General features: G+C 67.2%; 20 protein-coding genes. 11 read left to right on the top strand and 9 right to left on the bottom strand.

All coding sequences use genetic code 11. From position 1 onward, the window contains the following. Positions 1 to 14: 14 nt before the first annotated feature. From HWY37_RS03025 to prpB, 3 genes are read right to left on the bottom strand one after another with little or no spacing between them, the layout of a single operon-like run. Positions 15 to 410 carry a 5-carboxymethyl-2-hydroxymuconate Delta-isomerase gene (locus tag HWY37_RS03025; protein WP_176087834.1) on the bottom strand — a complete coding sequence of 132 codons (396 nt, stop codon included), beginning with the start codon at positions 408 to 410 and terminating at the stop codon, positions 15 to 17. A 53-nt stretch (positions 411 to 463) separates the two neighbouring features. Then, positions 464 to 1438, bottom strand: coding sequence for a Bug family tripartite tricarboxylate transporter substrate binding protein (locus HWY37_RS03020; protein ID WP_176087833.1), 975 nt, complete (start codon positions 1436 to 1438; stop codon positions 464 to 466). Between the two features lie 36 nt (positions 1439 to 1474). Then, positions 1475 to 2368 (bottom strand): methylisocitrate lyase, encoded by an 894-nt coding sequence (gene prpB / locus HWY37_RS03015; protein WP_175207637.1) that lies wholly within the window; start codon positions 2366 to 2368, stop codon positions 1475 to 1477. A 153-nt stretch (positions 2369 to 2521) separates the two neighbouring features. On the opposite strand from prpB, the gene HWY37_RS03010 reads away from it, so the two are divergent. From HWY37_RS03010 to prpF, 4 genes are all read left to right on the top strand, one after another. Further along, positions 2522 to 3304 (top strand): IclR family transcriptional regulator, encoded by a 783-nt coding sequence (locus HWY37_RS03010; protein ID WP_175207588.1) that lies wholly within the window; start codon positions 2522 to 2524, stop codon positions 3302 to 3304. Positions 3305 to 3420: 116 nt separating this feature from the next. Further along, positions 3421 to 4131, top strand: a complete 711-nt coding sequence (locus HWY37_RS03005) for a GntR family transcriptional regulator (RefSeq protein ID WP_175207589.1) — start codon at positions 3421 to 3423, stop codon at positions 4129 to 4131. Then, a complete protein-coding gene (acnD, locus tag HWY37_RS03000; RefSeq protein ID WP_176087832.1) occupies positions 4128 to 6737 on the top strand; it encodes a Fe/S-dependent 2-methylisocitrate dehydratase AcnD in 2610 nt (869 codons plus the stop codon). Before HWY37_RS03005 ends, acnD begins: the two co-directional genes overlap by 4 nt. 63 nt (positions 6738 to 6800) lie before the next feature. After that, complete coding sequence (prpF, locus tag HWY37_RS02995) at positions 6801 to 7985, top strand: 2-methylaconitate cis-trans isomerase PrpF (RefSeq protein WP_175207591.1); 1185 nt, start codon at positions 6801 to 6803, stop codon at positions 7983 to 7985. Positions 7986 to 8046: 61 nt separating this feature from the next. On the opposite strand, the gene HWY37_RS02990 is transcribed toward prpF, so the two are convergent. The 3 genes from HWY37_RS02990 to HWY37_RS02980 all read right to left on the bottom strand — a co-directional run bounded on the left by HWY37_RS02990 (position 8047) and on the right by HWY37_RS02980 (position 11533). Beyond that, positions 8047 to 10251: a M48 family metalloprotease gene (locus HWY37_RS02990; protein WP_176087831.1), complete on the bottom strand. Its 2205-nt coding sequence runs from the start codon at positions 10249 to 10251 to the stop codon at positions 8047 to 8049. After that, entirely contained in the window at positions 10226 to 10756 is a 531-nt protein-coding gene (locus HWY37_RS02985; RefSeq protein ID WP_175207593.1) for a hypothetical protein, read from the bottom strand. Before HWY37_RS02985 ends, HWY37_RS02990 begins: the two co-directional genes overlap by 26 nt. Before the next feature lie 105 nt (positions 10757 to 10861). After that, positions 10862 to 11533, bottom strand: a complete 672-nt coding sequence (locus tag HWY37_RS02980; RefSeq protein WP_176087830.1) for an ankyrin repeat domain-containing protein — start codon at positions 11531 to 11533, stop codon at positions 10862 to 10864. Positions 11534 to 11645: 112 nt separating this feature from the next. Between HWY37_RS02980 and HWY37_RS02975 the strand changes: the two genes are divergently transcribed. After that, positions 11646 to 12518, top strand: a complete 873-nt coding sequence (locus HWY37_RS02975; protein WP_175207595.1) for a LysR family transcriptional regulator — start codon at positions 11646 to 11648, stop codon at positions 12516 to 12518. Here the strand turns inward: HWY37_RS02975 and HWY37_RS02970 are convergent. After that, on the bottom strand, positions 12502 to 13704 hold the full coding sequence (locus HWY37_RS02970; protein WP_175207596.1) for an amidohydrolase family protein: 1203 nt from the start codon (positions 13702 to 13704) through the stop codon (positions 12502 to 12504). The genes HWY37_RS02975 and HWY37_RS02970 overlap by 17 nt on opposite strands. Positions 13705 to 14351: 647 nt before the next feature. On the opposite strand from HWY37_RS02970, the gene HWY37_RS02965 reads away from it, so the two are divergent. From HWY37_RS02965 to HWY37_RS02945, 6 genes are all read left to right on the top strand, one after another. Further along, positions 14352 to 16043, top strand: a complete 1692-nt coding sequence (locus HWY37_RS02965; RefSeq protein ID WP_175207597.1) for a sodium:solute symporter family protein — start codon at positions 14352 to 14354, stop codon at positions 16041 to 16043. A gap of 45 nt (positions 16044 to 16088) precedes the next feature. Further along, positions 16089 to 16211: a putative transporter small subunit gene (locus HWY37_RS34520; protein WP_217481298.1), complete on the top strand. Its 123-nt coding sequence runs from the start codon at positions 16089 to 16091 to the stop codon at positions 16209 to 16211. A gap of 152 nt (positions 16212 to 16363) precedes the next feature. Further along, positions 16364 to 16861, top strand: coding sequence for a cupredoxin domain-containing protein (locus HWY37_RS02960; protein ID WP_175207598.1), 498 nt, complete (start codon positions 16364 to 16366; stop codon positions 16859 to 16861). A 43-nt stretch (positions 16862 to 16904) separates the two neighbouring features. After that, the gene (locus tag HWY37_RS02955; protein ID WP_176087829.1) at positions 16905 to 18737 is read left to right on the top strand and encodes a copper resistance system multicopper oxidase; all 1833 of its coding nucleotides are present in this window, start codon (positions 16905 to 16907) and stop codon (positions 18735 to 18737) included. Between the two features lie 84 nt (positions 18738 to 18821). Continuing rightward, complete coding sequence (locus tag HWY37_RS02950; RefSeq protein ID WP_425485004.1) at positions 18822 to 19670, top strand: copper resistance protein B; 849 nt, start codon at positions 18822 to 18824, stop codon at positions 19668 to 19670. Positions 19671 to 19834: 164 nt separating this feature from the next. Beyond that, complete coding sequence (locus tag HWY37_RS02945) at positions 19835 to 22315, top strand: heavy metal translocating P-type ATPase (protein WP_176087828.1); 2481 nt, start codon at positions 19835 to 19837, stop codon at positions 22313 to 22315. Positions 22316 to 22367: 52 nt separating this feature from the next. Here HWY37_RS02945 and HWY37_RS02940 read toward each other — a convergent pair whose 3' ends face one another. Both HWY37_RS02940 and HWY37_RS02935 read right to left on the bottom strand, forming a co-directional pair. Continuing rightward, positions 22368 to 23903 carry an argininosuccinate lyase gene (locus HWY37_RS02940; protein ID WP_175207602.1) on the bottom strand — a complete coding sequence of 512 codons (1536 nt, stop codon included), beginning with the start codon at positions 23901 to 23903 and terminating at the stop codon, positions 22368 to 22370. A gap of 100 nt (positions 23904 to 24003) precedes the next feature. After that, positions 24004 to 25017 carry an NADP-dependent oxidoreductase gene (locus HWY37_RS02935; RefSeq protein ID WP_217706376.1) on the bottom strand — a complete coding sequence of 338 codons (1014 nt, stop codon included), beginning with the start codon at positions 25015 to 25017 and terminating at the stop codon, positions 24004 to 24006. Positions 25018 to 25020 lie beyond the last annotated feature (3 nt).

The raw sequence follows: 25020 nt of genomic DNA, 5'->3' as shown, positions 1-25020 counted from the left end.
GTTGGAACAGGCCGTCACGCGGCGGCGCGGCGTTTCAGGTAGTCGTGCAGGTTGTTGGCCTTGTAGTTCAGCAGCTTGTCCATTTCCTGCACTTCAAAGGCGATTGCCAGCGGGCCGGCGGCGCTCAGACGCGCCAGCGCCGCGGTGATGCGGGCGAAGATGCCGTCGGCCGCCTTCTTGCGGGTGGCTTCGTCGCGGCCCGCGCCCACGCGCAGCACCACGTGCACGAAGGCGTTTTCGGGATCGTCGTCCGCCACCAGATAGTCATCGATGGCGGCGGCGCGGATGCGCACGCCGGCCAGCGGAAAGATGCCCGCTTCCACGATGGCGTCGCGCAGGGTCTGCTTCAAGGCCTGCACTTCGGGTTCCTGCTGTATGTTCGCGCTGTATTCGATCCATGCGTGCGGCACGATGGTCTCCTTGATTCCTGGGTTGAATGTGTGTGCGCCGGGGCTCCGGCGCTTCATTGCGGTTCTATGCCCGCCTGCTTGATCACGCCCGCCCAACGCGCGGACTCGGACTGCATGTAGTCGGCGAACTCGGCCGCGCCGCTTTGCGCGGGCTCGACCCCGGCGGTCTGGAACTGGGCCTGCAGTTCCGGCGACTGCATCGCGGCGGCGATCTTGGCGTTAAGCGTCGCGACGATGTGCGCCGGCGTGCCCTTGGGCGCGACCAGGCCGTACCAGCCCTCGGCGTCGAAGCCGGGGTAGCCCTGCTCGGCCACGGTGGGCACGTCCGGCAACAGCGCATAGCGGTGCGCGCTGGTCACCGCCAGCACCTTGAGCTTGCCGCTCTTGATCTGGGGCATGACGGAGACGGGGCTGGCCACCATCAGCTCCACGCGGCCACCCAGCACGTCCGTGATCGCTTCGCCCGAACCCTTGTAGGGCACGTTGCCGATGTCGACGCCGGCCGTGGACTTGAACAGCTCGCCCGCCAGGAAGGCCGCGCTGGCGCCAGTGGCGTAGTTCAGCTTGCCCGGCTCGGCCTTGGCCTGCGCCACCAGCTCGGACAGCGAACCGGCCTTGAGCGCGGGATTGGCCACGATCAGGTAGGGCTGCTTGGACACCAGCGAGATCGCCTCGAAGTCGCCCGGCCGGTACTTCACGTACTTGTACAGGCCGGGATTGATGGCGACCGTGGCCTCGATGGCCAGCAGCAGCGTGTAGCCGTCGGGCGCGGCCTGCAGCGCGGACATGGTGCCGATGGTGCCGTTCGCGCCCGGCTTGTTGTCGACGAACACGGTCTTCCCCAGCGAACTCGTCAACTCCTTGGCCAGCACCCGCGACACGACGTCGGTGCCTCCGCCCGTGGCGAACGGGACCACCAGACGGATCGGCCCCGTGGGATAGGCGGGCTGGGCGGCCGCGGCCGGCCCGGCGGCCGCCGCCCCCAGCAGCGCGGCCAGGCCGAGCCGCCTGAGCATTGCGGTGATCATTTTCTGTCTCCTCCAGGGACGGGTCGGACGCCCGCCTTACTTTGCTTTCGAGAACAGCGCGTCGATGCGCGCTTCATACGAGTGGTAGTCGAGGAATTTGTAGAGATCCTCGCGCGTCTGCATGATGCCCAGCGTGTCCTTCTGCGTGCCTTGGTGGCGGATCGCTTCATAGACCTTCAGCGCGGCGGCGTTCATCGCGCGCGCCGCGGACAGCGGATACAAGGCGGCCGACACGCCCACGTCCGCCAATTGATCGGTCGTGAAGTTCGGCGTCTTGGAAAATTCGGTGATGTTGGCCAGCACCGAATGCGGACGGTTCAGGCGGCTGACGAAAGCCCTGTACTCGTCCAGCGTGGTGCAGGCTTCGGCGAAGATCATGTCGGCCCCGGCCTCCATATAAGCTTCGGCGCGGTCCAGCGCCCGGTCCAGCCCTTCGATCGCCAGCGCGTCGGTGCGCGCAATGATGAAGAAAGAGGGATCGGTGCGCGCGTCCACGGCCGCCTTGATCCGGTCCAGCATTTCCTCCTTGCTGACGATCTCCTTGCCCGGACGGTGGCCGCAGCGCTTGAGCTGCACCTGGTCTTCCATGTGCAGCGCCGCCGCGCCGTCCTTGATCAGGCCCTTCATCATCCGCGCGATGGTGAACGCGCCGCCGAAACCCGTGTCCACGTCCACCAGCACCGGCAGGTCGCAGGCGTCGGTCACGCGGCGCAGATCGCCCAGCACGTCGTTCAAGGTGGTGATGCCCAGGTCCGGCAACCCGTGCGAGTAATTGGCAACCCCGGCGCCGGCCAGGTACAGCGCCCGGTACCCCAGCGTCTTGGCCATCATCGCGGTATAGGGATTGATCGCGCCGACGATCTGCAGCGGCGACTCTTCGCGCAGGGCGGCGCGGAAACGGGCGCCGGGGGTATTGGGGGTGCTGTGCATATTGCTCATTGCCTTTTCCAAATAAAGTCCATATTATGGAGTTAATTAAAACGGGTAAATCAATGAAATCACAGCCTATTCCCGTAAAAATGCAGAGTCAATAAAAAATTCATCCGATAAATATCAATTTATATTCCACCATATGGAGAACCTATGATTGGCGCGCAAAGCCTGGAAAGAGCAGTCCTGATACTTCGCATCGTCAGCCACCACAATCGGGCCGGCGCCAGGCTGACGGACATCACCACGGCCACCGCCCTGGCCCAGCCCACGGTGCACCGGATACTCGCCGGACTGATGAACGAAGGCCTGGTCGCGCAAGACCGGGACAGCAAGCGCTACTTCCTGGGCCAGGTCATCGCGGAATTCGGCCTGACCGCCGCCGCGCGCTACGACACCAGCGATCTGTTCCGGGCTTCGGTGAGCCGCCTGGCGGCGGAGAGCGAGGACACCGTGTTCGCCTCGCGCCGCAGCGGCCTGGACATGGTGTGCGTGGACCGGCGCTCGGGCACCCATCCGTCCCAGGCCTTCGTGCTGGACGTGGGCGTGCGCCGCCCGCTGGGCGTGGGCGGCAGCAGCCTGGCGCTGCTGTCGGCGCTGCCGCTCGCCGAGGCGCGCGAAATCCTCGACGCCAACGCCAGGACCATCGCGCTGTTCGAGCAGGCGCCGGACGAGCGCTATTACGAGGAACTGGCGCAGTTCACCCGCCAGGGCTACGCCCAGCGCGACATCCGCGGCATCGACGTGCGCACGGTGGCCGTGCCCATCCTGGACGGCGAGGGCACGCCCTTCGCCGCATTCAGCCTGTCGACCTTCCATGCGCGCATGCCGCCCGAACGCATCCCCGCCATCGTCGCCATGCTCAGGCGCGAAGCCGCCTGGGTGCAGAAACGCCTGCAGGCCGAACAAGAGATGGCGCTGGAGGCCGCCGGCTGAAAAGCCGCATCCGCGCTTGCGCCTGGCGGCGAGCGAGGGTAAATTGTTGACAATCTTGTGAAGCCAACGCTTCAAATACCCTGTTTTTGATATTTTCAGGACAGATTGTCAACACAATGAGCAAGGTGCTGACCCTGCCGGGCGCCGATTCCGGCGATGGCGAGACGCTTGCGGAACACATCTTCCGCAAGATCCAGTCCGCCATCGTCAAGGGCGAAATCGCCCCCGGCAGCAAGATTTCCGAGCCCGAGCTGGCCCGCATCCACGGCGTCAGCCGCGGCCCGCTGCGCGAAGCCCTGCACCGCCTCGAAGGCCAGAAGCTGCTGGTGCGCGTGCCCCATGCCGGCGCTCGCGTGGTGTCCCTGTCGCAGCAGGAACTGTCCGAACTCTACGAAATCCGCGAATCGCTGGAAGGCATGGCCTGCCGCCTGGCCGCCGAGCGCATGCCGCCGTCGGAGATCGCCGAGCTGCGCGCCGTGCTGGAAGCGCACGAACGCGACGCCGCCTTCCAGGCCGGGCTGGGCTATTACCAGCAGGAAGGCGACTACGATTTCCACTACCGCATCGTCAAAGGCAGCGGCAACCAGATGCTGTTCCGCATGCTGTGCGACGAGCTCTACCAACTGGCGCGCATGTACCGCATCCAGTACTCCACCACTCCCAACCGCCCCCGGCAGGCCTATGCCGAGCATCACCGCATTCTTGACGCCATCGCCGACGGCGACGGCGAGTTGGCTGAAATCCTGATGCGCCGCCACATCCGCGTATCCCGTCTCAACATCGAACAGCAGATCGCGCAGGGCAACCTGCAGCGCACCGAGGCATGAACCAAAACTACCGCAAGCCCCTGCCTGGCACCCGCCTGGACTACTTCGACACCCGCGCCGCCGTCGAGGCGATCTCGCCCGGGGCCTATGACCGCCTGCCCTATACCTCGCGCGTGCTGGCCGAAAACCTGGTGCGCCGCTGCGACCCGGCCATGCTGACCGATGCGCTGAAGCAGCTGATCGAGCGCCGCCGCGACCTGGACTTCCCGTGGTTCCCGGCGCGCGTGGTCTGTCATGACATCCTGGGCCAGACCGCGCTGGTGGACCTGGCCGGCCTGCGCGACGCCATCGCCGACAAGGGCGGCGACCCCGCCAAGGTCAACCCGGTGGTGCCGGTGCAGCTGATCGTCGACCACTCGCTGGCGGTGGAATACGGCGGCGACGACCCCGACGCCTTCGCCAAGAACCGCGCGGTGGAAGACCGCCGCAACGAAGACCGCTTCCACTTCATCGACTGGACCAAGCAGGCCTTCCGCAACATCGAAGTCGTGCCGCCGGGCAACGGCATCATGCACCAGATCAACCTGGAGCGGATGTCGCCCGTCATCTACACGCAGGACGGCGTGGCCTTCCCCGACACGCTGGTCGGCACCGACAGCCACACGCCGCACGTCGACGCGCTGGGCGTGATCGCCATCGGCGTGGGCGGCCTGGAAGCCGAGAACGTCATGCTGGGCCGCGCCTCGTGGATGCGCCTGCCCGACATCATCGGCGTGGAACTGACTGGCCGCGCCCAGCCCGGCATCACCGCCACCGACATCGTGCTGACCCTGACCGAATTCCTGCGCAAGGAAAAGGTCGTGGGCGCCTACCTGGAGTTCTACGGCGAAGGCGCCGCCAGCCTCACGCTGGGCGACCGCGCCACCATCTCGAACATGGCGCCCGAGTACGGCGCCACCGCCGCGATGTTCTCCATCGACCAGCAGACCATCGACTACCTGCGCCTGACCGGCCGCGAGGACAAGCAGATCGCCCTGGTCGAGAACTATGCCAAGACCGCGGGCCTGTGGTCCGACAGCCTCAAGCACGCTGAGTACGAACGCGTGCTGCGCTTCGACCTGTCCAGCGTGGTGCGCACCCTGGCCGGTCCGTCCAATCCGCACCGCCGCCTGCCGGTCAGCGACCTGGCCGAGCGCGGCATCTCCGGCGTGGTGGAAAACAACCCCGGCCAGATGCCCGACGGCGCCGTGATCATCGCCGCCATCACCAGCTGCACCAACACCAGCAATCCGCGCAACGTCATCGCCGCCGGCCTGCTGGCGCGCAACGCCAACCGCGCGGGCCTGACCCGCAAGCCCTGGGTGAAGAGCTCCCTGGCCCCCGGATCCAAGGCCGTGTCGCTGTACCTGGACGAAGCCGGCCTGACGCCGGAACTGGAGCAGCTGGGCTTCGGCGTCGTGGCCTTTGCCTGTACCACTTGCAACGGCATGTCGGGCGCGCTGGATCCGGTCATCCAGCAGGAAATCATCGACCGCGACCTCTACGCCACCGCCGTGCTGTCCGGCAACCGCAACTTCGACGGCCGCATCCACCCCTATGCCAAGCAGGCCTTCCTGGCCTCGCCGCCGCTGGTCGTGGCCTATGCCATTGCCGGCACCATCCGCTTCGACATCGAGCGCGACGTGCTGAGCACCGACGCCAGCGGCCGCGAGATCCGCCTGAAGGACATCTGGCCCAGCGACGAAGAGATCGACGCCGTGGTCAAGTCGGCGGTCAAGCCCGAGCACTTCCGCAAGGTCTACGCGCCCATGTTCGGCATCCAGAACGAGCGCCAGGCCGGCGTCAGCCCGCTGTACGCATGGCGCCCGCAAAGCACCTACATCCGCCGTCCTCCGTACTGGGAAGGCGCGCTGGCCGGCGAGCGCACGCTGCGCGGCATGCTGCCGCTGGCCGTGCTGGGCGACAACATCACCACCGACCACCTGTCGCCGTCCAACGCCATCCTGATGGACAGCGCCGCGGGTGAATACCTGCACAAGATGGGCCTGCCCGAAGAGGACTTCAACTCCTACGCCACCCACCGCGGCGACCACCTCACCGCGCAGCGCGCCACCTTCGCCAACCCCAAGCTCTTCAACGAAATGGTGAAGAACGAGGACGGCACGGTGCAGCAGGGCTCGCTGGCCCGCGTCGAGCCCGAAGGCAAGGTCATGCGCATGTGGGAAGCCATCGAGACCTATATGGACCGCAAGCAGCCGCTGATCATCGTGGCCGGCGCCGACTACGGCCAAGGCTCGTCGCGCGACTGGGCCGCCAAGGGCGTGCGCCTGGCCGGCGTGGAAGCCATCGTGGCCGAAGGCTTCGAGCGCATCCACCGCACCAACCTGATCGGCATGGGCGTGCTGCCCCTGGAATTCAAGCCCGGCGTCAACCGCAAGACGCTGGGCCTGGACGGCACCGAAAGCTATGACGTGATCGGCGAACGCAAGCCTCGCGCCGACTTGACGCTGGTAGTCCATCGCCGCAACGGCGAAACCGTCCAGGTCCCCGTCACCTGCCGCCTGGACACGGCCGAGGAAGTCTCGATCTACGAAGCCGGCGGCGTGCTGCAGCGCTTCGCCCAGGACTTCCTGGAAGCCTCCGGCGCCGACCAGAAGGCCGGCTGATCCGCCATCGGCCGGGCGGGCGCCGCGGCGCCCGCCCCCAACACCCAACATCAGGACTGCCCCATGACCCATGCTCCCCAGACCAAGATAACCGCCACCTACATGCGCGGCGGCACCAGCAAAGGCGTGTTCTTCAAGCTCGACGACCTGCCCGAATCCGCGCGCACGCCCGGCGCCGCGCGCGATGCGCTGCTGATGCGCGTGATCGGCAGCCCCGATCCCTACGGCAAGCAGATCGACGGCATGGGCGCGGCCACCTCCAGCACCAGCAAGACCGTCATCATCGGCAAGAGCGCGCGCCCCGACCATGACGTGGACTACCTGTTCGGCCAGGTCTCCATCGACCAACCCTTCGTGGACTGGAGCGGCAACTGCGGCAACCTGTCGGCCGCCGTGGGCCCGTTCGCCATCACCAACGGCCTGGTCGATCCGGCCCGCGTGCCGCACAACGGCGTCGCCGTCGTGCGCATCTGGCAGGCCAACATCCAGAAAACCATCATCGCCCACGTGCCCATGACCGACGGCGCCGTGCAGGAAACCGGCGACTTCGAACTGGACGGCGTGACCTTCCCCGCCGCCGAGCTGCGCCTGGAATTCATGGACCCGGCCGAGGAAGGCGACGGCGGCTCGATGTTCCCCACCGGCAAGCTGGTCGATGACCTGGAAGTGCCCGGCATCGGCACCTTCAAGGCCACCATGATCAACTCCGGCATCCCCACCATCTTCCTGGATGCCGAAGCGCTGGGCTACAAGGGCACCGAACTGCAGGACGACATCAACGGCGACGCCGCCGCGCTGGCGCGCTTCGAGACCATCCGCGCCCACGGCGCGCTGCGCATGGGCCTAATCAAGACCCTGGAAGAAGCCGCCGGCCGCCAGCACACGCCCAAGATCGCCTTCGTGGCCAAGCCCAGGGAATACGTGTCCTCCAGCGGCAAGAAGATCGGCCAGGGCGACATCGACGTGCTGGTGCGCGCCATGTCCATGGGCAAGCTGCACCACGCCATGATGGGCACCGCCTCCGTCGCCATCGCCACCGCCGCGGCGGTGCCGGGCACGCTGGTCAACCTGGCCGCGGGCGGCGGCGAACGCGACAACGTCTGCTTCGGCCATCCGTCAGGCACCTTGCGCGTCGGCGCCGAGGCCAAGCTGGTGGACGGCGAATGGAAGGTCACCAAGGCCATCATGAGCCGCAGCGCGCGCGTGCTGATGGAAGGCCGCGTGCACGTGCCGCGCGCAGGGTTCTAAAGCTCAAGCCAATACGCCGGCGGGCGTCCTGCCCGCCGGTGAGCCCCTGGGGTAAGGGCCGCTACTCCACGTCCCTCATCACGCCCAGGAATCCCCAAGCGTCCTCGCCGTTCCTGGCCCACAACTCCATTGTCTTGCAGCCCTTGTCCGGAATGAGAATCCGGAAGGACGGCGCATCCTGCCGCTCGACGAGGGTGCCGCCGCAGCCGTTGTGGCGCATGCGGCCAGCTTCGCGGAAGGTGCTCCAGACTCTTCCGTCCGGATACTTCTCCGCCCAGAGGCCGTCATCTTGCCGGATCCAACTGCGTGTCCCCTTCTGCTCGCCGTGCGGATAATCGAAGCTGAATTTCACGGGAGGCACAGCTGCCGGCGGCGCCACACCGGAAGGAGCCAGCACCGCCACCAGGACCGCCACGCAGGCGACGACTGCCGACGACAGCAATGCCCACCTCCGCCAAGCCTTGCCTGCGGGCCTTTCCGCCGCAACGGGCAAGGCGCTGTCCAGCAAGGGCCAGTCCGTCTCCTGCAGCAACCGCGCCGGATGCACGTCTCCGGGCAATCGCGGCCCGTCGCCGCGGATCAGGCCCCAGCCATATGCCCAGGCCGCCGCAGCCAGGACCAGCATTGCGCAGTACAAGAGGGTCTCCGCAGGATTCGGCGTGTCCTGCATGATGGCGGTGGTTGAGCGCTCCCATCCCGCGACATGCTCCATCCTGAACGATGGAATGAATTCGTGGATCAACACCATGGGAACATTGAGCAAGGGATACGACAACACCAGCGCGACGGCCATGGCGGCGCTGAATCCCAGCGCCCTGCGCCACCTGGATGCATGAAAGCGCCTGGCCGTGAACCTGACCACCAGACCGCAAGCGACGACCAATTGCAGCAGCACGACCGCAACCGAAATGGCTGGCACCATGGCATGGTCGAAACTGTCCGTGGGCGGCACCGAGTCGTAAACAACGATCCGGGTGGCGGCGGTCAAAACGTCCGTCGTCGTCATTCCCCCCAGCACCGCTCCCAATGCCGAAAAAGCCCAGATTTCGCAGACGGCCAGCACGATATCGCGCCAATCGCGCCGCCGCGCGCGGCGCGTCATCAGGGTCCTGTAGGCGTGGTGAACAATCAGAAAACCCATGCTCACGAGAACAAGCGCGTAGAGCGCGATCGCGAACCAGACGTGCGCGTCGGACTGCGCACAGGCGACAAATGCGCTCCAGACTTCCTGGCCGGCGCCCGGCCCCGCGCAGGACACGCCCGCGGGGGCAGGCAACGCGGCCAGCATCCGGGCGATGATCAGCCCGCCCGCCACGCAGAACAGGCGATCGACGCGAGCCCAGCCCTCTCCCGCCACGACCCGCTCCAGCCGGTCGCGCGCCGAAGGATGAAACGAGCGGAGCAACCGGAAACCGGGAGACTCGCTCCGGGCCGCCAGCGCCAGATTGTCGGCAATGCCTTGCCGGTAGCCCTGCTGCGCCGCGCCTTCGTCGGCAATGAACTCGCGCAGACGCATCATGTGGCGCAGGACCAGGCCGACCACCAACGCACCGACCAGGGAAGGGAAGCCCACCAGCCCCATCACCAGCATGTTCCGCAATATTCCGCTGAACGCGTCCAGCCCAGCCGCCTGCCAGGCAGGTACCGCATCCGCAACCTTGCCCCAGAACACCCATTGGCGCAGCGCCAGGTCCAGGCCCAGCAGGAGGCAATACGCGATGAACGTGTACCACGTCCCGATCAGCAACAGCGTGTCGCGCTTGGCCAGGTGCATGCACTCGTGAGCCAGGATGCTGCCTGCCTGCGCGGGCGCCTTGCGCCACAGCAGCCGCAAGCCGCCGCCGACGATGACGTATTGCCTGGGGAATCGCAGCACGCAGCAGGCGTTGGTATCCGTCAGGCTTGGTGTCGCCAGAAAAAGCGGGCTGCGCCTGACCAGGCGCCGGGCGATGGCTGTCGCATCGTCATCGAATGCCGCGTCCATCTCCGACAGTTTTCGCGGGCGGACCCGGCGCAGCAGCCGGCGCAGGCGGACATAGCCGATCAGCGCCGCCAGCCCCAGCATGACCCCCGCCTGCGCCAGGTCTGGCAACGCCGTCCAGCGCGAATCCGCCGCCGCCCCGTCCGTCCACCGGATCAGCCACTGAGAGACGACACCGTTCTGCTGCGTCGCATCCAGGACCATGTACAGCCACACCAGCAGCAAGCCGAACGCCGTGTCGTCGGCAAGGCGAAGCTGGTCAAGCCGTCTTTCCGGGCTGGCCATCCGACGCCCCGAAGAATCGCGCGACCAAGGCGTCAGCCAGTGATTCGGCGGTCCTGGGGCTGAGTTGACGCGCCGCTGCAGCCTGCGCAATGGCAGCGCGGATCTGCTGCGCCGACACCGGCACCGCAGGCGCCGCCACGGCGGCTGGCGACATCGGCGCGGGAGCCGCTTTCGCCGCCCTGCGGTCCAGCGCCTTCTTCAGCGCGTCCTTGCCCACGTCCAGCGCCGCATCGAAAAGCTTCGGCCAGATCGCCTGCATCACCGGCGCAGCCACGCTGAACAACGCGGCCGCCATCAGCGGTATCTCGCCGGCGTCGAACGCTCCGGGCTGACGGCCTATTGCCGGCGCCGCCCTGGCTTCGACGATGTCGGGCAGCAGCTCATACTCGGCGGGCTCTTCCTGCTCCAGCACCGAACCGATGGCTTGCCACACCTGCAACTCCCCTGCGCTTATCTGCATTGTTCTGTCCTGTCGTCCGGTTGAAGAAACCGCGAACCGATCCATTGCGGATCGATTCCTGATGGGCACAGCGCGCGGGAATCAGTTTATAGAGCCGCTTTCGCGGCGGCCATAGTCAGCTTGTCCTAGGTAAAAATCACCAAGCCATGCTCAACCCTTGGCCCCCGCCGCTTCCAGCAGCCGCGCCACTTCCGGCTGACCGCGCTCGCGCGCATGCCGCAGCGGCGTCACGCCCTTGCCGTCGGCCAGGTTGACGTCGGCCCCGGCTTCGATCAGCCGCTTCACGATCGCCTGGTGACGCGCACCGCCGTCGCCCAGGATCACCGCCTCCAGCAGGCCGGTCCAGCCCAGGTTGTTCACATGGTCCGGGTCCACGCCCGCGCGCAGCAGCATGTCCACCACTTCGACGTGGCCGCGCTCGCAGGCGGGGATGAGCGCGGTGCCGCCGTAGCGATTGGTGCTTTTGAGATCAGCGCCGTGCTCCAGCGTCAGCGCCAGGATCTCGCGATAGCCGCGGGCCCCGGCCAGCAGGTAGGCGCTATCTCGAATCGAGTTTTGCGCGTTGACGTCGGCCCGCGCCTCGATCAGCGCGCGGGCGGCCTCGACGTGATTGCCTTGGGTGGCGCGCAGCAGCGGCGTGTTGCCCTCCGCATCGCGCGCGTCGACGGCCGCGCCCTGCGCCAGCAGTTGCTTGACGCGGGCGGCATCGCCGCTGCCCGCCGCCGCCAGCAACGCCGCGTCCGGAGCGGCTGCCGCGGCCCCGCCGCCCATGCTCAACAGGAATGCCGCCAGCCAGAAACGGCCTGCGCGAAAGATATGCATGAATGATTCCTCCAGATCGGCGGCCCCGCGCCGCCCTGCATGGGCCCTAGTATGGCGACAGGGCCAAGTATTATGAAATTAATTGGCTTGATAGATTCGAGTGGACATCCCAATGCTAGATCCAGTCCTGCTGCGCAGCTTCCTCACCGTCGTGGATACGGGCAACTTCACCCGCGCCAGCGAACACCTGCACCTGACGCAGTCCACCGTCAGCCAGCACGTCATCCGGCTGGAGGAGAACCTGGGCTGCCGCCTGCTGGATCGGACGCAGCGCCATGTCCTGCCTACCGAGGAAGGCGAGCGCCTGCTGGGCTATGCGCGCAGCATCCTGCGCCTGGCCGAGGAAGCCCGCGAGAACGTTGCCGCCGCGCAGGCCAGCGCGGTGGTACGCCTGGGCGCCCCCGAGGACTTCATGGGCGCGACGCTGATGCCAGTGCTGGCCGCGGTGCAAGCGGCCTATCCGCGGCTGCGCGTGGAAGTCGAGGGCGGCCTCAGCCACCAACTGCTGCGGCGCTATCGCGATGGCGAGCTAGATCTGCTGCTGGTCAAGCAATGGGAGGTCGATGCCGACTGCCACGCGCACTGGCCCGAGCCCCTCAGCTGGATCACCGCCAGCGGCTCTCCGCCTCCCGCGCCCGACACCGCCGTGCCGTTGGTGGCCTTTCCGGCGGGCGCGCTGTACCGCGAGGAGATGACGGCCATGCTGGAGACCTGCGGCAAGCCCTGGCACGTGCGCTTCTCCAGTCCCAGCCTGCCCAGCCTCAGCGCGGCGGTCGCGGCGGGCTTGGGCATCAGCCTGTTGCCCGCCGCCTGCGCCACTTCGGAACACCGGCAGCTCACGCCGGAAGAAGGCTTTCCCACGCCTGGGGGCCTGCACCTGTCGCTCTACGCGCGCTCCCGCCTCAGCGACGCGGGGCACGCGCTGCGGCAAGCGTTGACCGACTTCTGCGCGGCTCGCGCGCTCGGCGTCACGCCGCCGGGCTGACGACGCCGAAGACCGTGGCGGCCTCGCCCACGGGCTCGCCCTTGCGAAACAGGAAGCGCTGCGCAGGCGCGGCGGCAACCGCGGCTGCGCCGTTGGGCGCGGGCAGCGCCACGAAGGTCGCCTCGTTACCGACCTGCAGGCCGTAACCCTCCAGGCCCAGCACCTGCGCTCCCGCGTGCGACGCCATGTGCAATGCCGTCAGCAATTCGCCGTCGGTGTAGAAGCCCGAACGGTAGCCGATCAGCATCGCGCGTTGCAGCATGTCGCCATTGCCATAGGGCCACCAGCTGTCCTGGATGTTGTCGTTGCCCGAGAACACGCGCACGCCGGCCTCGCGCAGCCGCAGCACCGGCGGGAAGGCCCGGTCGCCCGGGGCATTCGTCATGATCGCCACGCCGGCGTCGGCCAGCTTGCGCGCCGCCTCGTCCAGCGCCTGCAGGCCGACGTCGCCCAGCGCATAGGCATGGCTGATGGCGACCCTGCCCGCCAGGCCCAGAGCCTGCGCGCGCTCGGCGATGCGGAGGATCTGCGCCACGCCCTCCATGCCCGGCTCGTGCAGATGGATGTCGATCTTCGCGCCCAGCCTGTCGGCGATGCCGAACACGCAATCCAGCTGCCCATCCGCGTCGCCGTCCAGCGTGGAGGGATCGATGCCGCCCACGACCGCGGCGCCTTCACGCACGGCCGCTTCCAGCAGTTGCGCGGTGCCCGGACAGGACATCACGCCAGCCTGCGGAAAGGCCGCCAGTTCGATATCGACGATGCCGCGCCATTTCTCGCGCGCCGCCATCACAGCGTGCAGATTGACCAGGCCAGTCGTGGCGTCCACGTCCACGTGGCTGCGCATCGCCACCGTGCCGAACGCCGCCGCCTGCGCGATGAGCGCATCCGCTCGCTCTTGCATCGGCGGCGCGGCGGCCAGTTCTTCCTTCTCGATGGCCAGCCGCTCGCGCAGGCTGCCCGCGGGGCGGTGCGGCCGCCAGCGGCCGCCAACGAAGCTCTTGTCCAGATGGATGTGGCCATCGACGAAGCCCGGCAGCAGCAGATGCCCGCGCAGGTCGATCACCTGCGCCGCGCCCGCGGCGGGAGGTTCTGCGCCCAGCGCGGCGATGCGCCCGTCGCGCACGCTCAGGGATAGGGGATTGCCGTCGCAATCGACGGCATTGATGTATACGCGGTCTGTCATGTTTCGCCTTGGTGTTGCGCGGGGCCATGCCGCCGGCATGGCCTTCTGCTCAGGCCTACCACCTTATCGAAGCACGCCCGCCGCGGCCAATTAAATGTTGCGATACCGGCCAATGCGAATCGCGATGACGCAGCCCGCGCCACTTGCAGGCCGCATGCAGGCCGCATGTACGCCTGATGAACGCCGGCTGGACTCGCGCGGGGTATGTCCCTATACTTTGCGCCTGTTGTAGCTCATTAAGCATGCCGCCAGACGACGCACGTCGCTTGGAGGCATCCGACATAAGGTCGCGCACAGCGGCCCGGCGTGTAACGCCGAAACACCCAAACCCGGCCTCCAGGCCGCGGAACAAACTCCCTGCTTACCAGGCAGGAACATCGCTCGCCGCATCGGGCAACGTCCAGGCAATCAGCGTTCTGCGCAATGCGGCAGCAAGACACCTACACGGTGTGCCTTATTGCTGTCCGTCCGAGGGCTGCGCCTGCCGCGCCCGCGCCGGGCAGGCATGCGATCGCGCCTACGGCCGCTCGCCCGGTGTTTCGGCTGCGTCACAGGGGTTTGCCGCCCATCGCATCCCGCGGAAACGGCCTTCATGCAGCCATGACTGTCCGTCATGAACACGCTGTCAAGGAGAAAGGACGAAGACGATGCAAGAGACAGAATTCTTTCAGCTATCCGGCACTACCGCCATCCTGCTGCTCGTGGGCTTCTACGGCGCGACATTCCTCATGTCGCTGCTCATCAGCCAGAAGAACGAAAACGTGGACGGCTACATGGTGTCGAACAACGCGGTCGGCTTCGGCCTGTCCACCGCCAGCATGATCGCCACCTGGATCTGGGCCGCATCGTTCTACGCCAGCGCCACCTCGGGCTACAAGTACGGCCTGTCGGGCCCGCTGCACTACGGCTTCTGGGGCGCGCTGATGATTCTCTTCATCTATCCCTTCGGCAAGCGCTTCCGCAAGCTGGCGCCCAAGGCCCACACGCTGGCCGAGGTCATACACGCGCGGCACGGCACCTCCAGCCAGATGATCATGGCGGTGTCCAACATCGTGGGCAGCTGCATCAGCCTGATGGTGAACTTCACCGCCGCGGGCGCGCTGGTCTCGATCCTGAGTCCGCTGACGTTCATCCAGGGCGTGCTCATCGCCGGCCTGGGCGTGCTGTCCTATACGCTGTGGTCGGGATTCCGCACCTCGGTGATGACGGACTTCGCCCAGCTTGCCGCCATGATCATTGCCGCGGTCGTCATCATTCCGCTCATCTTCTTCAATGCGGGCGGTCCCGACGCGCTGTCGGCGAACATGTGGCGCCTGAGCGCCGACCAGGCCGACTTCTATTCCACCCGCGCCATCCTGGAACAGGGCGCGCCCTACTTCGTGGCGGTGCTGGCCTACGCCATCGGCAACCAGACCATCGCCCAGCGCCTGTTCGCGGTGCGCGAAGACCTGATCAAGCCGACCTTCCTGACCGCCACGGCCGGCTACGGCGCCGTCGTGATCGGGCTGGGCATGCTGGGGCTGCTGGCGCTGTTCGTGGGCTTGGAGCCGGCCAACGGCGACATGAACAACATCATTCCGCAGATGGCCTCGACCTATCTGCCGCCCTTCGGCATCGCGCTGTTCTTTCTGCTGGTGGTGGGCTCGCTGTCGTCGACCGCCGACTCCGACCTGGCCGCGCTGTCGGCCATCGTGATGACCGACGTCTACGCCAAGAACCTTGCCGGCGGCCGCCCGGATCCGCGCCGCATGCTGTGGTGGGGCCGCGCCACCATGATCGTCGCCACGATGATCGGCGTCATCTTCGCCAGCATGCGCCTGGACATCCTGGTCATGCTGGTATTCGTCGGCGCGCTGTGGGGCGCCATCGTGTTCCCGGTCATCGCCAGCTTCTACTGGGACCGCGTCGACAACCGCGCCTTCGTCAGCGCCGTGCTCAGCGCCGTGGTCCTGTTCACCATCGTGCGCTTCGAACTGATCCCCATCACCGGCGCCATCGCCGTGTTCTTCGAGATCTGCTCGGCCATCGGCGGCGGCGTGGTCCTGGGCCTCATGGCCTTCGGCTTCTTCGGCCGCAGGCTCGCCTTCATCGTGGGCGCGGCCGGCATTGCCGTCATGCTGCCCGTGTTCATGGGCACGCTGCGCGAATACATCGTGCTGATGGGATCCCTGACCGCTTACGGCGTGAGCGCGACGGTGTGCGCCGGCCTCAGCCTGCTCAACCAGCAGCGTTTCGATTTCAGCCTGCTGGCCGACCGTGTGACCTCCTTCCAGGAAGCGCAGGACGCGATGGCCCCGGCGTCCGCGCCGCGTCCCGCGGTCCAGCCGGCCCAAGGCTGAGCCGCCCGGAAGCAAGCATGAACAGACAGGAACAAGGAGATTGATATGTGGTTGACGTTCTACTTTCTGGTGTGGCCCGCCATTTCCGCCCTCATCCTGGCGCTGCTGTGCGTCACGCTATGGCGCGACATCCGCGCCGCCAGGCGCAGCGGCAAGTCCATGGTCTGAGCGCCCGGCAAGCCGCCAGCCCGCCCACGGCCCGCGGCGCCGGGCCGTGGGCGGGCAACATTACAGGAAAGTAATCCTCCCGAAAGGTTGTGGTGCGGGGCGCGTCACTACAGTGGCGCCTCCTACCCCCATTTCGAGTCTAGAGGATGCGCATGAAAAAACTGGTGAACCTCGCGCAGGGCGCCGTCGCAGCGGGCGCCTTTTTGCTTTCCTTCGGCGTCATGGCCGCCCCCGGCCACGGCGCCGACCATGGCGGCGGCCATGGCGCAAGCCAGCCCGCCGCCATAGGCAAGCCCGGCAATCCGGCCAAGGTCTCGCGCACCATCGCCGTGGACATGACCGACGCCATGCGTTTCACCCCTGACAAGATCGACGTCAAGGCGGGCGAAACCATCCGCTTCAAGGTCACCAACTCGGGCAAGATCCGCCACGAAATGGTGCTGGGCACGCCCGCCGACCTGGACGGCCACTACCAGATGATGCTCAAGGATCCCGGCATGCGCCATGAGGAACCGAACTCCGTGTCGCTGGAAGCGGGCAAGACCGGCGACATCGTCTGGACCTTCGACAAGGCCGGCTCGGTCGCCTTCGGCTGCCTGGAGCCCGGCCACTATCCCGCCGGCATGAAGGGCGCCGTTTCCGTCAAGTAATCCACAGCCGGGACGCCGGCACGGCTGACCGGGGAGATAGAGCATGAGCAGAGCAGTTTCGAATCCGCGCCGCCGGTTCGTGCAGGGCCTGGCGACCGGCGGGGCGCTGGCCGGCATGGGCCTGTGGAGCCCCTACTCGTGGGCGCAGTCCGGCTCGAACCGGCAGACCGAGCTGTCGGGCACCGAGTTCAACCTGGAGATCGGCGAGAGCCCCGCCAACCTCACCGGCGCCGCCCGCATCGCGACCACGGTCAACGGCAGCCTGCCCGCGCCCACGCTGCGCTGGCGCGAAGGCGACCGCGTCACGCTGCGCGTCACCAACCGCCTGCGCGAGGACACCTCGATCCACTGGCACGGCATCATCCTGCCCACCGAAATGGACGGCGTGCCGGGGCTGAGCTTTCCCGGCATCGCACCCGGCGAGACCTTTACCTACCAGTTCGACGTGAACCAGAGCGGCACCTACTGGTATCACAGCCATTCCGGCTTCCAGGAGCAGACGGGGCTGTACGGCGCCATCGTGATCGAACCGAAGCGCCCCGACCCCGTGCGCGCCGACCGCGACTATGTGGTCCTGCTGTCCGACTGGACCGACGAGGATCCCATGAGCGTGTTCCGCAAGCTCAAGGTGATGCCCGACTACTACAACTACATCCAGCCCACCGTCGGCAGCCTGATCGACGATGCGAAAAAGTCCGGCTGGAAGAACGCGCTGAACGAACGCCTGATGTGGCAGCAGATGCGCATGAACCAGACCGACCTGGCCGACGTCTCGGGCGCAACCTACACCTTCCTGACCAACGGCAAGTCCCCGGCCGGCAACTGGACCGGGCTGTTCCGGCCCGGCGAGCGGATCCGGCTGCGCTTCATCAACGGTTCGGCCATGACGTACTTCGACGTGCGCATCCCCGGCCTGAAGATGACGGTGGTGGCCGCCGATGGCCTGGCCGTCAGGCCGGTGGAGGTCGAGGAATTCCGCATCGCAGTGGCCGAGACCTATGACGTCATCGTCGAGCCGCAGGACGAGCGCGCCTACACCATCTTCTCGCAGGCCATGGACCGCTCCGGCTACGCGCGCGGCACGCTGGCGCCGCGCGAGGGCATGCAGGCGGAAGTCCCGGCGCTGGACCCGGTGCAGGTGCTGACCATGATGGACATGGGCATGGCGCACGACATGCCCGGCATGGACATGGGCGGATCGCAGGCGGGCGCGATGGACCACGGCTCGCAGGGCGCGATGAATCATGGCTCCCAGGGCGGCATGGACCATGGCGCGATGGCAGGCATGAACCATGCCGGCATGAACCACGGTGCGGCGCCGTCCGGCGCGGGCGCAAGCGAAGGCGGCATGGTCGAGATCAAGCACCCTTATCCAGCCGAGCGCAGCCCCGCCCACTCCATGCTGCCCGACGTGGTATCGACGCGGCTGGACGATCCCGGCGTGGGCCTGCGCAACAACGGCCGCCGCGTGCTGACCTACGCCGATCTCCGTTCCATGGTCGAACCCGCCGACAACCGCCCGCCGACCCGCGAGATCGAACTGCACCTGACCGGCAACATGGACCGCTACATGTGGTCCTTCAACGGCCTGAAGTTCACCGAGGCCAAGCCTATCGTGCTCAAGTACGGCGAGCGCGTGCGCTTCGTGCTGGTCAACGACACCATGATGACGCACCCCATCCACCTGCACGGCCTGTGGAGCGACCTGGAATCCGCCGACGGCAACTTCCAGGTGCGCAAGCACACGATCAGCCTGAACCCGGCGCAGCGCCTCAGCTACCGCGTCAGCGCGGATGCGCGCGGCAACTGGGCCTATCACTGCCACTTGCTGTTCCACATGGAGGCCGGCATGTTCCGCGCGGTCGTCGTGGAATAAGGGGGAAACATGAGAACAACGACATCCAGAAAGCGCTGGCCCGGGCTCGTCGCGGGCGCCGTCCTCCTTTCCTCCGTCGCCGGAATGTCCATGGCGCAGACGTCCGCCGGCTCGATGCAGGGCATGGATCATGGATCGATGCCGGGCATGGACCACGGCGCGATGCAGGGCATGGATCACAGCGCCATGCCCGCCATGAACGACGCTCCCCCCAGCGGCCCGCCCGTGGGTTCCCTGCCCTCCAGCGACGGCTCCACGGACCAGCGCTACGCCGCCTACCGCATCCATCCGCACATGATGGACAACGTCGTCACCAGCCATCTGCTGTTCGACAAGCTCGGCGTCGCCTATGACCGCAATGATCAGACCAGCCTGCAATGGGACGGCCAGTTCTGGATCGGCCGCGACCTGAACAAGCTGTGGATCAAGAGCGAGGGAGATCGCCTGAACGGCAGCACGGACGCCAAGATCGAAGCCTTCTGGAGCCACACCATTTCACCGTTCTGGGACCTGCAGCTGGGCGCGCGGCGCGACTTCGGCACGGGTCCGAAGCGCAACTGGGCCGCGTTCGGCGTGCAGGGCGTCGCGCCCTACGGCATCGAAACCGAGATCACCGGCTATGTGGGCGGGTCCGGCAGGACCGCGCTGGCGCTGAAGGCAGAGTACGACCTGCTGCTGACGCAACGCCTGATCCTCACGCCCGAGATCGAGGCCAGCCTGTACGGCAAGAACGACGAGCAACGCGGAGTGGGCTCCGGCCTGTCCGACGCCTCGTTTTCCTTGCGGTTGCGCTATGAAGTGACGCGCGAATTCGCGCCCTATGTCGGCGTATCGTTCGGCCGCAAATTCGGCAAGACGGCCAGCTATGCCAGCGAAGCCGGAGAAAGCCGCTCCGAGCGCGCGATCCTGGCCGGTGTGCGCATCTGGTTCTGACCCGCCGATGCGGACGGAAATCTGTCCCTAATTCTCAGACCGCCCCCGGGGCGGTCTTTTTTTGCGCTGAAACAAACCCGTCGATCCAGGGCTTGACCTTGCCATCATGGGAATCTTTATAGTCACTCCATCGCCAAGGAATTTGAAGTTTTCAAGGAGCGGATATGAGTGCCATCACAGCAGACAGCGTCGCGGTCAGCCTTCCCATCGAAGGCATGACCTGCGCCTCGTGCGTGGGCCGCGTCGAAAAAGCCCTGAAGGCCGTGCCCGGCATCAGCCAGGCCAGCGTCAACCTGGCAACCGAGCGCGCCGACATCACTTTTGACGGCACGCCGGACGTCGCCGCCGCCGTGCAGGCGGTGCAGAAGGCGGGCTACACCGTCGCCGAAACCACGGTGGAACTGTCGGTCACCGGCATGACCTGCGCCTCCTGCGTGGGCCGGGTCGAAAAGGCCCTGAAGGCCGTGCCCGGCGTCAGCAACGCCACGGTCAACCTCGCCACCGAGCGCGCCAGCATCACCGCCGCCGGCGGCGTGTCGTCCGCGGCCCTGATCCAGGCCGTGGCCAAGGCGGGCTACGAAGCGCGCGCCATCGCCGCGGAATCCAGCGACACCGACGCCGTGGCCGAGCGCCAGGCCGCCGAGCTGAAGTCGCTCAAGCGCTCCCTGACCATCGCCACGATCTTCGCGCTGCCGGTGTTCATCCTGGAAATGGGCGCCCACATCGTGCCGGCGTTCCATCACGTCATCGCCCAGACCATCGGCACGCAGAACAGCTGGTACCTGCAATTCGCGCTGGCCAGCATCGTGCTGTTCGGCCCCGGCCTGCGCTTTTTCAAGAAGGGCATACCGGCGCTGCTGCGCGGCGCGCCCGACATGAACTCGCTGGTGGCGGTCGGCACCTCGGCGGCCTATGCCTATTCGGTGGTCGCCACCTTCGCGGCCGGGCTGCTGCCCGCCGGCACCGTCAACGTCTATTACGAGGCCGCCGCAGTCATCGTGGCGCTGATCCTGCTGGGCCGCTACATGGAGGCCCGCGCCAAGGGCAATACGTCCGAAGCCATCAAGCGCCTGCTTGGCCTGCAGGCCAAGACCGCGCGCGTGGTGCGCAACGGCGCGACGCAGGAACTCGCCATCGATCAAGTCGTCGCGGGCGACCTGATCGAAGTCCGCCCCGGCGAACGCATCCCCGTGGACGGCGAAGTCGTGGAAGGCAACAGCTTCATCGACGAATCCATGATCAGCGGCGAACCCGTGCCGGTCGAAAAGCAGCCCGGTTCCGAAGTGGTGGGCGGCACCGTCAACCAGAACGGCGCGCTGACGTTCCGCGCCACCAAGGTCGGCGGCGACACGGTGCTGGCGCAGATCATCCGCATGGTCGAACAGGCGCAAGGCTCCAAGCTGCCGATCCAGGCGCTGGTGGACCGCATCACGATGTGGTTCGTGCCGGCGGTGATGGCGGCCGCCGTCGCCACCTTCATCATCTGGCTGGTCTTCGGCCCCGATCCCGCGCTGACCTTCGCGCTGGTCAACGCCGTCGCCGTGCTGATCATCGCCTGCCCCTGCGCCATGGGCCTGGCCACGCCGACCTCGATCATGGTGGGCACCGGCCGCGCCGCGCAGATGGGCGTGCTGTTCCGCAAGGGCGAAGCGCTGCAATCGCTGAAGGACGCAAAGGTCGTGGCCGTGGACAAGACCGGCACCTTGACCAAGGGCCGCCCCGAACTGACCGACCTGATCGTGGCCGCGGGCTTTGAACGCGCCGCCGTGCTGGGTCAGGTCGCCACGGTGGAAGCCAAGTCCGAGCACCCGATAGCGCAGGCCATCCTGGATGCGGCCCGCGAGCAGGGCATCGCGCTGGGCGCGATCTCGCAGTTCGAATCGGTCACGGGCTTCGGCGTGAGCGCCCTGGTGGACGGCGCGCTGGTGCAGATCGGCGCCGACCGCTACATGCGTGAACTGGGCCTGAGCGTCGAATCCTTCGGCGCCGATGCCGCCCGCCTGGGCGACGAAGGCAAGACGCCGCTGTATGCCGCCATCGACGGCAAGCTGGCCGCCATGATCGCCGTGGCCGATCCCATCAAGGAAACCACGGCCGCCGCCATCCGCGCCCTGCATGACCTGGGCCTGAAGGTCGCCATGATCACCGGCGACAACCGCCGCACCGGCGAGGCCATCGCCCGCCAGCTCGGCATCGATGAAGTGGTGGCCGAAGTGCTGCCCGACGGCAAGGTCGCGGCCGTGCAACGCCTGAAGCAGCAATACGGCCCCATCGCCTACGTGGGCGACGGCATCAACGACGCCCCGGCCTTGGCCGAAGCGGACGTGGGCCTGGCCATCGGCACCGGCACGGACATCGCCATCGAGGCCGCCGACGTGGTGCTGATGTCGGGCGACCTGGGCGGCGTGCCCAACGCCATCGCCCTGTCCAAGGCCACCATCCGCAACATCAAGCAGAACCTGTTCTGGGCCTTCGCCTACAACGTGGCGCTGATCCCGGTGGCGGCGGGCCTGCTGTACCCGGTCAATGGCAGCCTGCTGTCGCCGGTGTTCGCGGCTGGCGCAATGGCCCTGTCCAGCGTGTTCGTGCTGAGCAACGCGCTGCGGCTGCGCCGCTTCGCGGCGCCCTTCCCGGCCCGGGCCTGAAACCAGGCGCGCCGCTCCGGACAGGACCGGAAAGCGCGCCCGGCTTTACCGCTTACTGGCTTTTCTCCTTCGGCGCGCTGGCCACCAGCGCGCCGAATTTCTTGTCCAGTTCCGCCAGCGAATCGCGGATGTGGGCGCGGCGTTCCTTGATCCAGGCGTCCTGCGCGGCCAGCTGGGCCCGCGCCTCCTTCATCATGCGTTCCATTTCCGCGGGTTGCGGACCGCCTATGGTGGCGCGGTTCTTGACGATGGCCACCGGATCCAGCGTGGAGCGGAACTCCGCCTCGCTCATCGGCAGCTCGGTGCCGTACTTCGAGTCCTTCATCGCGTCCGCATAGATGCGGCGGGCCTGCTCATAGGGGAAGTCCAGCGGCTTGATGTTGTTGGTCTTGGCATAGCTCACGACCTCGGACGCGAAGTGATGGCCGTCGCGGAACGGCAGCTTGTACTTGCGCATCAGCACGTCGGCCAATTCCTGCGAAGCCGTCCAGTCGCTGTTCAGCTCTTCCAGCGCACGGTCCGGGCTGATGACCAGCGCCTTCAGCACCCGGTCCCAGCGCTTGAGAGTCAGGATGCCGGCGTCGACCATGGCGGAATTCTGCTTCACGTCCTTGGGGTCGCTCATGCCGGGCGTGATGTTATGGGTCTGCACCACCGGCCCCATGGCCAGCGTCACCGCGGTCGAGGCTTCGCTGCGGGTGTCGTTGAGCAGGCCGGGGTTGCGCTTTTGCGGCATGGCGCTGGACACATAGGTATTGCCGCCGCCCTCTTCCAGCAGGATCCAGGGACGCGGCTGCGCGTACTGCGTCATCACGTCCTCGACGAAGTTGCCCGTGCGCAGCGCGATGCTGGTGACGATGGAGGCGACCTCCACGGGCTGGTCCATCGACGAGATCTGCGAGGCGTCATAGGCGTTGTCGACCAGGGCCTCGAAGCCCAGGTACTGCGCCATGCGCTTGCGGTCCAGCGGCCAGCTGGTGCCGTTGAGCACCGTGGTGCCCATGGGCGAGCGGTCGATGCGCACATAGGCTTCGCGGATGCGCTGGGCGTCGCGCGCCAGGCCCGCGGCCTGCCCCAGCAGGTAGTGGCCATAGCTGTTGGGCTGCGCCGCCACGCCGTTGGTGTAGTTCGGCACGATGGTCGCGGCGTGCTTGCCCGCCAGTTCCACCAGCGTGGTGGAGGTGGCGTTCAGCTGGTCGGCCAGGTCCAGCAGCTTGTCGCGCAGGATGGCGCTGCGGTAGGTCGCGTGCATGTCCTGGCTGGAGCGTCCCGCGTGCAGCAGCGTGACGTCCTCGCCCGCCGCCTTGATCAGGAGCGGTTCGAAGGTGATGACGCTGGACGGGCGCTTGGCGCCGGGCTGGTTGCCGTCGTTGATCACCTTCGCCACGCCGGCGGCCAGGCGCGGCGCCATGGACTTGTCCAGCAGTCCTTCGTCCGTGTTGATCACGGCGGTGGCCTTGTTGATTTCGCCCAGCCAGAAGAACGGGTCGCGCGGCGGCGAGGCCGCGGGCTGGGCCTGCTGGGCCGATGCCTGGGCGCCGAACGTGAAGGCAAGCGCTGCGCCCAGGGCGGGAAGTAGGTGTCTCATGGCTGTCTCGTCAGGATTGCGAGCGGCCAGTGTATCGGCGGGCCCGGCGGCGGGAAATGGCGGATTTCACCGAGCCGCCGGCCGCGCGCGGGCCGGATCTTCAGGACTTGGTCAGCCTGACCAGCATCTTCCCGGTGTTGGCGCCCTTGAACAGGCCAATGAAGGCTTCGGGCGCGCGCTCCAGTCCGTCCACCACCGTTTCCCGCAGCTGCACCTGGCCGGCCTTGATCCACGCGCTCATGCGGGGCAGGAACTCGGGCAGCAGGTCGACGTGGTCGGACGCGATCAGGCCTTGCAGCTTGATGCGCTTTTCAATGGCCGAAAACAGGTTGCGTATGCCGATGGCCGGCTTGCCCTCGTTGTAGCCCGCGATCATGCCGCACAGCACGAAGCGCGCGTGGTCATTGGCCAGGGCCAGCGCGCTGTCCAGATGGTCGCCGCCGACGTTGTCGAAATAGATGTCTATGCCTTGCGGCGCGGCCTGCGCCAGCGCCGCGGCGAGATCGGGCGCGGCGCGGTAATCGATGACCGCGTCGGCGCCGGCCACTTCGCGCAGCCAGCGCGCCTTGTCCTCGGACCCGGCGGATGCCACCACGCGCAGCCCCATCAGCTTGGCCATCTGGACCACGACGCTGCCCACCGCGCCGCTGGCCGCGGACACGAAGATGGTTTCGCCCGCCTTCGCCGCGGCGATCCGCGTCAGCCCCACGTAGGCCGTCAGGCCCGGAAAACCCAGCGCGCCCAGATAGGTCTGCAAGGCGATGCCGTCGTCGGCGACCGCGGAGGCGTGCGCCGCGTCGATCAGCGCGTGCTCGCGCCATCCGGCGAAGTGCACCACGCGGTCGCCGGCCGCGAAGCGCGGATCGGCGCTCTGCTCGACCACGCCGACCGCCGCGCCTTCCAGCGCCTGGTCCAGCGCGAACGGCGCGATGTAGCTCTTGCGGTCGTCCATCCGGCCGCGCATGTAAGGGTCGACCGACATCCAGATATTGCGCACCAGGATCTGTCCAGGCCGGGGTGCGGGCAAGCTGGTTTCAACCAGCGCGAAATCGTCTGGCGTAGGCAGGCCAGCGGGACGGTTCTTCAGGTGGATTTCTCGGGTAACGATGGACATGGC

Source organism: Achromobacter anxifer (genome assembly GCF_903652925.1).
Classification (GTDB): domain Bacteria; phylum Pseudomonadota; class Gammaproteobacteria; order Burkholderiales; family Burkholderiaceae_B; genus Achromobacter; species Achromobacter anxifer.
Note: the sequence above shows the minus strand (reverse complement) of the source record. Positions and strands in the feature narration are given on the sequence as shown.